This is a genomic window from Halarchaeum sp. P4 (assembly GCF_051195175.1).
Classification (GTDB): domain Archaea; phylum Halobacteriota; class Halobacteria; order Halobacteriales; family Halobacteriaceae; genus Halarchaeum.
In genome coordinates this window covers 1-13,113 of sequence record NZ_JBNTKC010000005.1, presented here as the reverse complement: position 1 = coordinate 13,113, position 13,113 = coordinate 1, and the positions used below count along the sequence as shown (strand labels likewise).

Genomic DNA, 13,113 nt, shown 5'->3' with positions numbered 1-13,113 from the left:
TAGTGCCACGGAGCAGAGTAATGTTTATTTAGTACATATCTATGTCTGTCCCAGAACAATAATAATTTATGTAATATAATTAAACTGGAGGTGCCGACAGCATGGCCTACCACTCAGTCAATGCGTCCCGCCCGTGATCACGCATGAGGACGAGGAGGAACGTGAGCACACCCGAGACGGCAGCGGCCCCACCGATGTAGAACACCCAGTCCATCCCGACCGAACCCATGAGCCAGCCGCCAAAGACGGGTGCAAGGAGACTACCGGGCCGCCAGACGAGGTCGCGGATACCGAAGCTAGCGGCGACGCCGCTCGACTCGTCACTGCTCCCTTCGTCGGCGAACAGCGCCATACTCGCCGGCTCACGGAACGCTTCTGTAACGCCTAAGAACCCGTTCAGTACGAGCAGCGGGACGAATGCGGTCGAAACGTATCCAATGTGGGGGATCGCCTCTGGAAGGCCGAAGAACGACCCGATCGCTGGCGTGAACGGCACGACGAGTGCGACGAGACCGTACGCGCCGCCACCGATGAAGACGAAGAGCGCACGACCGTAGCGGTCGGAGAGCGAGCCGAGGGTGGGTTGGAGGAGGAGGTTGGCGAGTTTCTCGGCGGTGACGACGAGGGTGACGGCGATTGGGACCATTTCGAGGCCGCCACGCGCGGCGACGACGCCGGCGAACAGCGGCACCCACGTTCGGACGAGCGTGACGGCGACCGAATACTGCGCACGGAAGATGCTCAGCGTGCGAATACGGCGGTTGAAGGCGAGTCCGGAGAACGGGAAGCCCCGAATGACCGTCTCGTCGGGCCGGAGGAAGAACGCGACGGCGAGGAACGTGGCCACGTAGAGGGCGACGAGCACCCAGAACACCGGTTCAAAGCCGACCCAGGGGTAGAGGATGCCGGCAGTGAAACTGCCAGCGATTGCGGCAGCGAATCGAGCCGAGTTCGACTTCCCGATCTTGTTCGCGCGGGTCTCCGGCGTGGCGAGTTCGCCGACGTACGCGAGCGTGATGAGGCCGAGTGCGACGACGATGACGCCCTGGAGGGCGCGAATACCGACGAGTGTCACCGGCGAGGTGACGAACGTGAACAGCGCGTAGACGACCGCACCGAGTCCGAGTGCGCCGAGGAGAACGAGGCGTTTGTCGTAGCGGTCACCCGCCCAGGCGATCGGGACGACCGCGACGAGCTGTGCGGCAGTAAAGCCCGTGTAGAACAGGCCCGTCATCAACCCCGACGCGTGGAGTTGATTGACGTAGTACGGAAGGAGGATGATGAGCGCCGAGAAGCCGAATCGAGCCGCGAACCGGACGAGGTAGAGCGCGACGAATTGGCTGCGGCGCTCCGTATCGGGATCGGTCACATCAGTTCTCACTAGGGGTGTGAAAAAACGAGTTTCGTTTCAGATAGGGAGATATATCCGGGAACGTAGGACACATGAGGGGATACCTCCTCAGAAACAGATAGAATTAAGTATTGGGCGGATATTCGTCCAGGTAGTTGGATACACAGGGAGCTCCCTAGCCCCGCCCGATGACGTCACTGTACAGAGGGTGTGCCCATCTCGTCCGAAGCCGTTAGCCCCGGTTTGGCACGAGCGGCACCGGTTTGAGGTCCCGGCTGGAGAGCGAGTGGACTTCCATCGCTCATCGCCATCTCTTCAGCCTCATAGGTCGTCAGCATGTCCGAATAGACGGTTGGCGCCTCTCCAGCCCCATCCTTTCATCACATGCAAGACGGACAAACACATACCGATAAAGCGGAGTCGCAGTCGTCGAGTAAGGGCCAACAGAACCTCACGCGCCACACTCGACGCGCGCTCCGCGACGCGCAGTATATCGAGCGAGAGCTGGACGAACCAGCCGACCAAATCGTCATCGCGACTGACGACCTCGACTATGCATGGGCCGTCGCGCTCGCGTTCCTCGCGCATCACGAAGTGCGCGATCGCGCGGGTAGCAGCGTCGTCACAACCGAGCGTGACGCAGATCTGATCGAGGCGGATTTCGAGGAGTTCCTGCCGGACCACCAGCTTGGCGTTCTCGACATCGACTCCGGTCAGCAGGCACAGCCCTACCGGACACCACCAGTCTATACGCTCTCGAACGTCGGGGACTTCACGTCTCTCTTCCTCACGATCGACAAGATACACAACGGCTTCGACGGTGACGCCTCACTTATCGTCCACTCACTCGACGATCTCCTCGCGGAGACGTCAGTCCAGACGGTGACGCGACTCCTCAAGCTGTTCGAGTGGCGGCTGTCGGCCACCCCACAACTGTTCACACTTGATCTCGAGCGGTGTTCGGAGCAGTCCTTGGAGAACGTTCAATCGATGGTTGATACACTGGTTCGAATCGAAGGTGCACCCGACGAGACGTGGGTTACCGTCGAGTAGAGTCCGCTAGCACGCCTCAAGTACTCGCCGTACAAGTGCGCTAGCTTGACGGGGAGAAATGTGTTCCCGTGGAGTGCGTACGCTGACGCGAGACAAGCCGTCCGTTTTTCCAGATGGAGACGTGGCTATCGCATATGGGGTTCGGAAGTTACGACGAATCCGAACAGCAGAAACAGGAGATGGATACTGACGACGATGGCGAGGGCGTCAGCGTTCACGAGAACGATTACGAGGGAGAGGTGAACTTCGAGACGGACGCGTCGGCTGACGAACTCATCGGGCGGCTTGAGGAGATCAAGGAGTCCGCGGACGACTGAACGGTTCGGAGGGCCGGTATCGGCCCGTGTTTTCTGAAAGAGGGGATTTTCGCCAGCTGTATTGTCGACAAGCTAATAGAATAGACAACGTTGTACATTGGCTCGGTACGGTGAGGGTGGAGAGTACCGATCTGTTCTCGAATGGCGTCGAAAATATAGGAGTGTCCAATCTGGGTGGCAGGGTTATGTGCTGACAAGAAGATAGTGCGGATATATAGTTGATGTACACGCCTGTCCATCATAGAGTGGTCAAATTTTAATACTCGCGGGATCATAGTGGCATGTGTTCGCCTAGTGGCATTGCTATACAGCCAATTACATCTATACCAGCGTAAAGCACAACCAGAGCAGAGACAGTTGCATTCGGCGGATGTCCTACAAGATACTTACTCAGTCAATCTGCCATGTATTTACGTCATTCTCCACAATACCAATCATATTCCGTGGTTCTTAGTTATCGGAGGTACTCGAGTCTGTGTGGTCGCGGGCAACGCGAGTTTTATGACGACTTGGTCGAGTGAACGGACGGCGATGGAGCGAGGGCTCGCGTGGTCAGTGCCTACGGTGCAGACTGAACCACCGACGACGATCGGAATGAGACAAATGTCACTTGAGACAGACACAGCGACGACCGACGCACACTCACAGTACGAGCAGCTCTACATCGATGGAGAATGGGTCGACGCAGCCGATACGATGGCCGTCACCGACCTCGCTAGCGGCGGAACGTTTGCTGACGCAGCAGCAGCGGACGAAGAAGCGGCTGAGCGAGCGCTTGAGGCCGCACAACGTGTGAAACCCACCCTCCGGGAGACCACGATTCCGCAGCGCGTGGACTGGCTCAACGCCATCGCCGACGGCCTCGAGGAGCGACAGGATGCGCTCGCGGAAGTGATTACTCGCGAGGCCGGCAAGCCGATTACGTCCGCTCGTGGCGAAGTCGAGAGTGCCGCCGAGCGCTTCCGGCGTGCTGGCGAGGAGCTTCGTGCGCTGAAGGGCGAATATCGTGAAGGAACGACGGAAGGCCACGAAGGCTGGCGCGCGCTCGTCACGCACGAACCGATCGGAGCCGTCCTCTGCGTGACGCCGTACAACTACCCGCTCGCGACGACCGCGCTCCAGGTCGCGCCGGCGCTCGCTGCGGGGAACGCGGTCATTCTGAAGCCCGCGTCCAAGACGCCGGTTTCGGCGTCAATCCTCGCCGACGTCATCGCCGATGTCGACCTCCCCGATGGAGCGTTCAACTTCGTCCCGGGTCGCGGCTCAGTCATCGGAGACACGCTCGCCGGCGACGACCGGATCAACGCCATCGCGATGACCGGGTCGTCGAGCGCCGGCGAGCACATCGCGAAGGAGTCCGGGATGGTGACCCTCCATATGGAACTCGGCGGAAACGCGCCCGCCGTCGTCTTCGAGGACGCTGACCTCGATGCGGCTGTGAGCGCCGCTGCGAAGGGGTCGCTCAAGTACGCCGGCCAGCGGTGTTCTGCCGTCTCACGAATCGTCGTCCAGGAATCCGTCCACGACGACGTCGTCGCGAAACTCGACGACGAACTCGACGCGTGGACGGTCGGCGACCTCTTCGACGAGGAGACGGACCTCGGACCGGTCATCTCCGAAGCGCAGGCAGAGTGGATTCAGGAACTCGTCGACGACGCCGTCGAACGAGGTGCGGATCTCCGGCGTGGTGGTGCCTACGCGGAGACTGCGGACGGCGTATTTACCTACGAGCCGACGCTGCTCGCGGACGTCCCGCAGAATGCACGGATCGTTCACGAAGAGCAGTTCGGCCCCGTTGCGGCCGTGACGACGTTCGAAGACGAGGCTGATGCCCTTCAGGTGGTCAACGAATCCGACCTCGCACTCGACGGCGCCGTCTTCACGTCCGATTACGACCGCGCACTCCGCGTCGCCGAGCGTCTCGATGCCGGTGCGGTCCGCATCAACGGTGCGCCATCGCACGGTCTTGGTGATATCCCCTTCGGTGGGAACGGGGCCTCCGGTATCGGCCGTGAGGGGCTGCACGAGACGATTGAGGAGTTCACTCGGAAGAAATCAATTATCCTCTGAGGGATCGATAGCGTCGTCGCCAGTCTCCAACGAGGTGTTTACCGCGGACAGATTTAACAGATGCGCAGCCCATATACCCAGTCGCGGTACGGGGTACACAGCGCACTCATTTTTTGGCTGGTCGAATCGGGACGCCCAGCCCCGATTGGCTAGAGCCATCTACGGCCGAAGCAGCCCTAACTCTGGGCTGGATTCTTGATGTGATCGAGGCGACACGCGACAGCGATTCGCACACGTTGCCTCTCGGCGTCGTGACCGGGTCGGAGCGTAGCGCACAGAATTCCGGTTCTGTTTCTACAGGGGGAACAAGGCGAGTACCTCGGGGCTTGACCTCGAGGTGGTTCACCGTACGGTTGAGGGTGAAACCGCCGAAAGAAGTCGACGAGGAATAGCGGGAGGTGGATTTGAACCACCGATCTCCGGGATATGAGCCCAGCGGAATCTCCGAGCTATCCTATCCCGCTACTACTGTCCAGTCTCGCCGGACGAAAGTACCTGTCGTTCTCCACCGACGAGAGGGCCGGCAGTCGTCTCAGACGTCACGTCGCGCTCGTGTCCGCACGGCAGTCGAGTGGAAGCGCCAGCGTGCCGTTGTCACGGGGAAAGTTGCGCAGCGATGGTTCGGACGGTCTCGTATTCGGCGTCCGAATACGCGATGACGCGAACGTCGGACAGTGAGTCCGGGTCGTAGTCCCGGATCGCCTCACAGACTTCGCGTGCACCGGCTTCGAAGTCGAATCCGGCAGCGCCAGTCCCGAGAATCGGGATGACGAGCGACTCGCAGCCGAGTTCGTCGGCCGTCCCGAGCGCGTTCTGCGTCGCCGTATGGATGCTGGCGGCGGTCGCCCGCCCGTCACCGTAGTGGGGCATCGCCGCCGCGTGGATGACGTAGTCCGCATCGAGGTCGTACGCGTCGGTGACGGCGACTTCACCGAGGTCGACCGGCCCCTTCGACGTCGCCTCGTCGTTTATTGGGCCGTTCGCCCCACAGCGGAGCGCGCCGGCGACGCCGCTCCCCATCCGGAGGCTCGTTCCGGCGGCGTTCACGAGGGCGTCCGCCTGTGCTTCGGCGATGTCTCCCTGAACGACGCGGAACTCCATGCACGTCCGTCCGACCGCGAGACACGAAAATCCCGGGGCCGCGTCGCGTCCTGCTCGGCTCTAGGGAATCGCCATCGTCGGAAACCGACCAGCGGAACGGACCGAGAGAGGCCGCTGAATACCTGACGCTGCAGGTATCTTTTTGGGTAGAGAGTCGCTGGTCGAAGACGTTGATGCTCGTCGTACACGCAAGTTTTCCGATCAAGCCGGATCGATTCGATGACGCACTCGACTTAGCCGAAGAACTCGTCGAGCAGTCACAGGCCGAGAGCGGGATGCTCGACTATCGAGCGGCGACCGACGTGCAGGACCCGAACACGATCCGGTTCTTCGAACGCTACGAGGACGAGGCGGCGTTCGAGTCGCACACGCAGACGACGCACTTCCAGGAGTTCGAGGAGGCACTCCCCGACCTTCTCGCGGGAGAACCCGAGGTGACGCGGTTCGACGTCGGTCGCGCTCTCGACGTCGAACTGTAGCCGTCTCTCTCCTTCTCCGCTCGTCGGGTGAGCAGAGTGGGTCTTTAGTCGTCGAGTCGGAACGTCTCCGTGTTCCGCGGCGTGTACGTCCGCATCCCGAACTCCTGGTAGAGCCCGGAGGAGAGCTGGTCCGTCGACGTCTCATCCCCGTGCACACAGAGGGCTTCTTCGGGGCGTGGGTTCATCGTCCGGACGAAGTTCTCGAGGCCACGCCGATCGGCGTGCCCGGAGAACCCGCTCACGGTCGACACGCCGAACCGGAGCGTCAACTGCTCGCTGCGGCTGCCACGGTCGCTGAACGGGATTTCGCGGCGGCCGCTCTGAATGCTCCGCCCGAGCGTCCCCTGCGCCTGATAGCCGACGAAGATGAGTTCGTTCTCCGGGTCACTGCCGAGGCGTTCGAGCCACGACATGATGGGGCCACCGGTGACCATCCCGGACGTCGAGAGGATGATGCACTCGTCGCCGCCCGCGATGTCCTCGCGCATCTCCTCGCCGCCGTCGACCTGCTGGAACTGCTCGGCGAGGAAGGGGTTCTCGCCCTCGTGGAGGATGCGGTCGCGGAGGCCGTCGCGGAGGAACTCGGGATAGGCCGTGTGAATCGCCGTCGCCTCGCGAATCATCCCGTCGAGGTAGATCGGCATCGTCGGGAGCTTCCCCTCGCGCATCGCCTCCTCGAGGACGAGCATCAACTCCTGGGAGCGCCCGACGGCGAACGCCGGAATGACCACCTTCCCGCCGTCCTCGTACGTCTCGTTGATGAGCTCGATGAGCTTGCGCTCCGAGTCCTCCTGATCCGTCTGATAGTCGTTGTTCCCGCCGTACGTCGACTCCATCACGAGCGTCTCGACGCGCGGGAAGTCGTTGACCGCGCCGTTGAACAGTCGGGTGTTTTCGTAGTGGATGTCGCCGCTGAAGACGACGTTGTGGAAACCGTCACCGATGTGGAAGTGCGTCACCGCACTCCCGAGAATGTGGCCGGCGTTGTGGAAGGTGAGCTTGATGTCCGGTGCGATGTCCGTCACGTCACCGTACTCAACCGGAATCGTATGCTTCAGCTCCTTCCGAACCATCTCGGAGTCGTACGGCGGTGTGCGCCCCTCCTTTGCGGCGACGTCGAGATAGTCGAGCTGGAGGAGTCCCATCAGGTCACGCGTCGGCTGTGTCGTGTAGACCGGTCCATCGTAGCCGTACTTGAAGAGGAGTGGGAGCAGCGCGGAGTGATCGAGGTGCGCGTGCGTCAGCACGACCGCATCGAGATCCATAATCGGATTCGCCTCCGGCAACTGCAGGTATGGGACCTCACCCTCCGCGCCAGGTTTGTCGCCACAGTCGATGAGCACGCGCGTCTCCGGCGTCGAGAGAATGAAACTCGCCCGCCCAACCTCGCGACAGCACCCCAGCGTCGTAATCCGGACCCACTCCGTCTCGTGCATCTGCTCGCGATGAATCTCCTTGCCCGTCTCCTCGAGGAACTCGCGGCGTTCGTCGCGCTCCTGCAGAAGGAAATTCCGGACGTTATCGACGGTCGAGGACTCCATCGGCGGCGTCCGAAGCACCTCCGGCGTCCATCCGATCGCCTGCTGAATCTCCCTGAGCGTGCTCCCGTGACTCCCGATGACGAGCCCAGGCTTCTCAGCCTCGATGAGCACCTCGCCGGTTTCCGGATAGAACCGAACGTTCGTGATGCCCGCGTCCTCCGGGACCATCTCGAGAACTTGACTGCGGGCGTCGTCCGGACTCGTTTGCGCCCCACCGGTGGGCCGAATGGTGATACGCGTCCGGAGCGTGCTCGCTAACCGACCGACGAGCCCCTCTCGTTCCGCGAACTCTCGTGGCATCTCAGTATACACGACGAGCTGCGGCCCTTCGAACGTCACTCGAGAAATCGAGAGGTCCTCCGGGAGTTCAGCTTCGAGCTCAGCGCGAACGTCGTCAATCGGCGTCGAATCGTCAGTGGACATGGTGAGTGGTCGACAGAGGCGCGCTTCGGACGGTAGCACGTCGGTCTGACCGTCGGTGAGCGCGCCGGATGAATCGATCCGAACGGACAACGGGTGGGGAGACGTCAACGCGAGCGGCGAGAACTGCTCGACGTCGAGAGAATCCTGACGACCAGGGCCACAGTGTACGGTCGGATGATTCGACTGACTGCAACTAGTGGTGGAGACCTATAAAAAATCCCCGACGCTAGTCGTTGTGGAAATACTCCCCTCGAAGGTCACGCCCGAGGAGATAATAACTCGTGTACGCGCGAGCGTACGTCGCGAACAGGGACAAATATCCCTCCTCCACCTCGCGACGCGGCGAGGTCGCAACCTCCGTCGCCGGGTCGTAGACGATTTCGCCGCGCTCCTTCATCCGCAGCGAGAGTTCGGTGTCCTCCATGAACGGAATCTCCTCGTCGAAACCACCGACCTCGCGGAAGTCCGAATACCGGAAACTACAGTTGAATCCCGGCTGCTGGACGAACCCGAGCGGCCACGAAACGCGATACCAGTAGTCCGAAAGGAGTTTGAACAGGATGTCGTCCTTGAGACTTCCTTCGAGCGCCGTCGCGGGCCCGCCGACGCCGACGACGTCCGGGTCCGTGTAGTGCCGTCGATGCGTCTCGACCCAGTCGTCCGGGACGCGGGTGTCCGCGTCTGTGAACAGGACGATGTCGCCGAGGGCGCGCTCGGCACCACGATTCCGGGCCGCCCCTGTGCCGTTGCCGCTGCCCGAAACGACGACGTCGACGACGTCGTGGTCGGCGGCGATACGGCGTGTCTCAGCCGTCCCGGTGACGACGATGACTTCCGTCGACTGGCCGCGTAGCGAGTCAAGCGTCGCCCCAATCGTCTCCACCTCATCGTATGCGGGCACGACGACGGAAGTAGTAGTCATGACGGTCGAGTATTGGACGGACGGGACTATCAAACCACGCGACACCGGACGAGTCGCTCAGAGGTCGGTGTTCTCCCCGGCTACGTCGGCGATTCGCCACGTGATCGTGCTTTCCGCGACGTAGTTCACGACGAACCCGACGCCGATCCCGGCGACGTTCGCGGCGACGTACCACACGCCGAACCAGCCGTTGAGAACGGTGAGCACGCAGAGCGCGATCCCGGCACCGACCCAGCGGACGAGGTTCGAGCGTCCGAAGCGGCGGAGGAGCGACCCCCGGCCGGGGGTGCGTGCCTGCCGGAACGTCCAGTACTCGTTCAGCACGAACATCACGCAGATCGACAGCTCCGCACTCCCGACCTTCGCCAGTGTCGGGTCGGCGCCGGTCGCCTCGACCAGGACGAGCAGTCCGACCGTATCGATCACCGCGCCGAGCACGCCGACCGAGAGGAACTGGCCGACGCGCCGCCCCGAGAGCAGCGCGCGGAGCAGCCGTCTCATCGCCCCTCGCGGCCGTGACGATGAACGAGCGGTTCGCTCGACGGGAGTTGGCGGCGAACGGTCCGATACGTCGATGCCGAGACGCCCCTGCGTGCCCGGAGGGTGACGAGCGCACGCAACAACTGCGCAGCAGTCGGGAGCGTGTCGACCGTCGAATCCGGGTCGTCGTCCCAGGTCACCGGGACTTCGACCACGTCGTAGCCGGCGGTGTCGACTGTCGCGATGAGCTCGACGTCCCACGCGAAGCCGGGTTCGAAGAGCGACTCCCGAACTGCCATCCAGACGTCCTGCGGGAGCGCCTTCGCGCCACACTGGAAGTCGTGAAGCGGAATGTCGAGCAGGACACGCGCCAGCGACGCGAAGACGTCACCGAATCCCCGACGAACGACCGACTGGTGCTGTTCGACCTCGGCGGCCGGGTGGCGACGCGACCCGACGGCGAGCGTGTCGTCCGCTCGGTCGATGACCGCTGCGAGTGACGACACCGGAACGCTCCCGTCCGCGTCCGCGAACGCGAGAACGTCGGTGTCGAGCGCGTCGAATCCGTCCGTAATCGCCGTGCCCTTGCCGCGCCGGTCGTCGCTCGCGGCGACGACTGCGGGAGTGTCGGCGAGCGCATCGAGCGTCCGCTCCGACGGCTGATCGACCTCGATTCGTACCGTCGCCGGCTGGAGTTCGTCGTGGAGGGCGTCGACGTACGAGGTGAGGGTCTGTGTGTCGGGCCGGTAGGCGGGGACGACGATCCCGACTGTAGTCACACGAAAAACTCGTTCTCGGAGATATTATAAGGATTGTGTGTTCGAGGACAGGTCGTGGATGTGAGAAGGCACTTATTCGGGACCCGTCATGGGGACGTATGGAGTACACGCTCGCCCTCGCGTGGCTCTGTTTCGTCCTCGTCCTGGGATTTCTCGGTCTCCCGATCAGCGCGATGCTGTTCGCGCGATTCCCGGATCGAGGCGCAACATTCGCCCTCCCATGTTCGCTCACGCTCGTCACGATAGCCGCATACTGGGTCGGCCACGTCCGATTCGGCTTCGTCGCGGCAGTCGTCGCCGTCGCGGCCCTGACCATCGTCGCGGTCACGATTATCGCCCGGGGTGTGACCCTTCCGTTCCGCCCATACGCCCGCGCCGCGACCGTGTTCACCATCGCGTTCGGCCTGCTCGTCGCCGTTCGAGCCGTCACACCCGGTATCGTCCCGGCCGGTGGCGAGAAATTCCTCGACTACAGCCTGATACAGGCCGTCCTTCGCGCGGGAGTTCTCCCACCCGAAGACCCCTGGTTCGCCGGCGAAGCCGTGCGCTACTACTACGGCGGCCAACTTCGCGCCGCCCTTCTCGTCCGACTCACCGGCGTGAGCGCGAGCATCGGGTACAACCTCGCGCTCGCGACGGCGTTCGGGACGCTCGTCACGGCAGCCTATGGTCTCGCCGGCGCGCTCGCGGACGCACGCGGCCACAGTGCACGAATCGGCGGCGTGCTCGGGGCGTTCTTCGTCGGGTTCGCTGGGAACCTCGCGACGCCCGTCCGCGCGCTCTTCGGGCTACTCCCGGCCGACCTCGCGCGCCAGTACGGACACGAGGTGTTCGGTGCGATTCGCGTACCGTACACCGAGGCGGTCAGCGCCGGATCATCGATTGACCCCTACACGTACTGGTACGCGCGCTACGTCATCGAGGGAACGCTGACGCCGTTCCCGCTCTGGGCGTTCTACAACGGCGACCTCAACGCGTACATGCTGGCGACACCACTCCTCCTCCTCGTCGCCGCGCTCTGCTTCGCCTACTACCAAACGCCAGCCGAGGCAGTCGGCCGCCGCCGCCTCCTCGTATTCGGTGCAGTCCCGGTCGTCGGCAGCGTCATCGGCATCACGAGCACGTGGAGCGTCCCCACCACTGGTGGGCTCCTCTGGCTCGCGCTCGTCTTCGCCGCCGCAGACCCCGTCACGCTCCTCCCGAAACGCGTCGCCGCGTCGCTGCCCGGTGACGACGATGGGACGCTCCGACTCACGCACGAACTCCGGCGCGCCGTCGTCTCGCTGGCGATTGCCGCCGTCAGCCTGACCACCGCCCTCGCGCTCGTCTCGCCGTTCTACCTCTTCCACACGCCGATCAACCGCGGTCTCGGTCTGCTCCCGCCGCGGAGCGACCTCGTTCCGCTCCTCCTCGTCTGGGGGGTCTTCGTCGCGCTGTTCGTGGGCTATCTCTACCCGCGGCTTCGCGAGGGCGTCCCACGGCGGACACGCCGGCTCGCGGCCGTCGGGTATCTCGTACTCTCGGTCGCGCTGCTCGCCGCCGACCTCGCGGCAGTCGCACTCTTCGTTCCGCTTCTCCTCGGGGGCTGGATCCTCCTGCGGCGCGACGCCGACGTCGGCTACGAGGCCGTGCTCGTGGTCGCCGGTATCGGCCTCCTCCTCGCCGTCGAGTTCGCCTACGCACGCGTCTACCCGTTCAACCCGGCAACGCCGCGTTGGAACACAGTCTACAAGGTCTCGATGCAGATCTGGGTACTCTGGGGCGTCGCCGCCGGTGCCATCGCCGTGAGCCTCATCAGCCGTCTCCGGTCGTCCACGACCGACGAGACCACATTCATCGGGCGACGGGTCTTGCACGCGGGCCACTGGAAAGTCGCGCTCGTCGTACTACTGCTCGGAAGCGCCTCGTTCGGAGCGCTCACGCTTGGTGGCCATTTCGAGGGGTCGCTCGACGATCAGCACACGCTCGACGGCACCGCGTACGTCGAAACGTGGCACCCACACGAGGCCGACGCCATCGCATGGCTCGACGCGCGCAACGGAACGCCGACGCTCGTGAGCAAGCCGGGTACGACGACGTACACCTGGGTGAATGCGCCGTCGAGTCTCACCGGCGTCCCAACCGTCCTCGGGTGGGACCACCAAATCGGATACCGCGGTTCGGACGCGTATACCGACCGACAACACGACGTCCAACTCATCTTCACGGCGAACGAGACGTACACCGTCCGCCTCCTCCTCGAAAAATACGACGTGACCTACATCTACGTCGGCCCGAACGAACGACAGGCGTACGACCTCCGGAATTTCTCGGCTATTCCGGGCGTCGAACCAGCCTATCAGAATCAGGCAGTGACGATCTATCGCGTGTCGAGTCGCACGTATCCGACCGCCAATCGAAGTCGCGACGTGTATCGCCTCCGGTAGGACACACTCCCCGACCGAGTGTCTCGAGGAGAGCAGTCGCTAGCGACGATCTCGTCCGTATTGCGTTGTCGACACTAACGACTCATCAGAAATACGAAAAGCCCCCGAGCGATACCGCTATCGCTCGGAGGCTTATAACCGGGGTTCAATCGAACCCCACTATGAATGGAG

The 13,113-nt window shown here is 63.1% G+C and carries 11 protein-coding genes and 1 tRNA gene; 5 read left to right on the top strand and 7 right to left on the bottom strand.

Features of this window, described 5'->3' with window-relative positions:
• Window positions 1-106 precede the first annotated feature (106 nt).
• Window positions 107-1,369: an MFS transporter gene (locus ACQUS8_RS14425; protein ID WP_435102345.1), complete on the bottom strand. Its 1,263-nt coding sequence runs from the start codon at window positions 1,367-1,369 to the stop codon at window positions 107-109.
• Window positions 1,370-1,735: 366 nt separating this feature from the next.
• Between ACQUS8_RS14425 and ACQUS8_RS14420 the strand changes: the two genes are divergently transcribed.
• The 3 genes from ACQUS8_RS14420 to ACQUS8_RS14410 all read left to right on the top strand — a co-directional run bounded on the left by ACQUS8_RS14420 (window position 1,736) and on the right by ACQUS8_RS14410 (window position 4,791).
• Entirely contained in the window at window positions 1,736-2,404 is a 669-nt protein-coding gene (locus ACQUS8_RS14420; RefSeq protein ID WP_435102343.1) for a DUF7504 family protein, read from the top strand.
• A gap of 134 nt (window positions 2,405-2,538) precedes the next feature.
• On the top strand, window positions 2,539-2,721 hold the full coding sequence (locus tag ACQUS8_RS14415) for a DUF5786 family protein (protein WP_435102341.1): 183 nt from the start codon (window positions 2,539-2,541) through the stop codon (window positions 2,719-2,721).
• A gap of 603 nt (window positions 2,722-3,324) precedes the next feature.
• Window positions 3,325-4,791 carry an aldehyde dehydrogenase family protein gene (locus ACQUS8_RS14410; protein WP_435102339.1) on the top strand — a complete coding sequence of 489 codons (1,467 nt, stop codon included), beginning with the start codon at window positions 3,325-3,327 and terminating at the stop codon, window positions 4,789-4,791.
• A 389-nt stretch (window positions 4,792-5,180) separates the two neighbouring features.
• Here ACQUS8_RS14410 and ACQUS8_RS14405 read toward each other — a convergent pair.
• Together ACQUS8_RS14405 and ACQUS8_RS14400 are read right to left on the bottom strand one after the other, a co-directional pair.
• Window positions 5,181-5,255, bottom strand: a tRNA-Met gene (locus ACQUS8_RS14405).
• A 130-nt stretch (window positions 5,256-5,385) separates the two neighbouring features.
• Window positions 5,386-5,892, bottom strand: coding sequence for a macro domain-containing protein (locus tag ACQUS8_RS14400; RefSeq protein WP_435102337.1), 507 nt, complete (start codon window positions 5,890-5,892; stop codon window positions 5,386-5,388).
• Window positions 5,893-6,065: 173 nt separating this feature from the next.
• Here ACQUS8_RS14400 and ACQUS8_RS14395 point away from each other — a divergent pair, with 173 nt between their 5' ends.
• On the top strand, window positions 6,066-6,371 hold the full coding sequence (locus ACQUS8_RS14395; protein WP_435102335.1) for a putative quinol monooxygenase: 306 nt from the start codon (window positions 6,066-6,068) through the stop codon (window positions 6,369-6,371).
• 44 nt (window positions 6,372-6,415) lie between these two features.
• Here the strand turns inward: ACQUS8_RS14395 and ACQUS8_RS14390 are convergent, their stop codons facing one another.
• The 4 genes from ACQUS8_RS14390 to ACQUS8_RS14375 all read right to left on the bottom strand — a co-directional run bounded on the left by ACQUS8_RS14390 (window position 6,416) and on the right by ACQUS8_RS14375 (window position 10,516).
• Window positions 6,416-8,335: a beta-CASP ribonuclease aCPSF1 gene (locus ACQUS8_RS14390; RefSeq protein WP_435102333.1), complete on the bottom strand. Its 1,920-nt coding sequence runs from the start codon at window positions 8,333-8,335 to the stop codon at window positions 6,416-6,418.
• Between the two features lie 226 nt (window positions 8,336-8,561).
• Window positions 8,562-9,257 (bottom strand): glycosyltransferase, encoded by a 696-nt coding sequence (locus ACQUS8_RS14385; protein ID WP_435102331.1) that lies wholly within the window; start codon window positions 9,255-9,257, stop codon window positions 8,562-8,564.
• Window positions 9,258-9,314: 57 nt separating this feature from the next.
• Entirely contained in the window at window positions 9,315-9,758 is a 444-nt protein-coding gene (locus tag ACQUS8_RS14380; protein WP_435102329.1) for a GtrA family protein, read from the bottom strand.
• Window positions 9,755-10,516 carry a glycosyltransferase gene (locus ACQUS8_RS14375; protein WP_435102327.1) on the bottom strand — a complete coding sequence of 254 codons (762 nt, stop codon included), beginning with the start codon at window positions 10,514-10,516 and terminating at the stop codon, window positions 9,755-9,757. The genes ACQUS8_RS14380 and ACQUS8_RS14375 overlap by 4 nt, the downstream gene beginning before the upstream one ends.
• Window positions 10,517-10,614: 98 nt before the next feature.
• Here ACQUS8_RS14375 and ACQUS8_RS14370 point away from each other — a divergent pair, with 98 nt between their 5' ends.
• Entirely contained in the window at window positions 10,615-12,942 is a 2,328-nt protein-coding gene (locus ACQUS8_RS14370) for a DUF2298 domain-containing protein (RefSeq protein WP_435102325.1), read from the top strand.
• The last annotated feature ends 171 nt before the right edge of the window (window positions 12,943-13,113 follow it).

What these genes read in the sequence shown, in the direction of transcription:
- ACQUS8_RS14415 (WP_435102341.1), top strand. Translation starts at nt 2,539, where the DNA reads ATGGGGTTCGGAAGTTACGACGAATCCGAACAGCAGAAACAGGAGATG.
- ACQUS8_RS14410 (WP_435102339.1), top strand. Translation starts at nt 3,325, where the DNA reads ATGTCACTTGAGACAGACACAGCGACGACCGACGCACACTCACAGTAC.
- ACQUS8_RS14380 (WP_435102329.1), bottom strand. Translation starts at nt 9,758, where the DNA reads ATGAGACGGCTGCTCCGCGCGCTGCTCTCGGGGCGGCGCGTCGGCCAG.
- ACQUS8_RS14390 (WP_435102333.1), bottom strand. Translation starts at nt 8,335, where the DNA reads ATGTCCACTGACGATTCGACGCCGATTGACGACGTTCGCGCTGAGCTC.
- ACQUS8_RS14400 (WP_435102337.1), bottom strand. Translation starts at nt 5,892, where the DNA reads ATGGAGTTCCGCGTCGTTCAGGGAGACATCGCCGAAGCACAGGCGGAC.
- ACQUS8_RS14370 (WP_435102325.1), top strand. Translation starts at nt 10,615, where the DNA reads ATGGAGTACACGCTCGCCCTCGCGTGGCTCTGTTTCGTCCTCGTCCTG.
- ACQUS8_RS14420 (WP_435102343.1), top strand. Translation starts at nt 1,736, where the DNA reads ATGCAAGACGGACAAACACATACCGATAAAGCGGAGTCGCAGTCGTCG.
- ACQUS8_RS14395 (WP_435102335.1), top strand. Translation starts at nt 6,066, where the DNA reads ATGCTCGTCGTACACGCAAGTTTTCCGATCAAGCCGGATCGATTCGAT.
- ACQUS8_RS14385 (WP_435102331.1), bottom strand. Translation starts at nt 9,257, where the DNA reads ATGACTACTACTTCCGTCGTCGTGCCCGCATACGATGAGGTGGAGACG.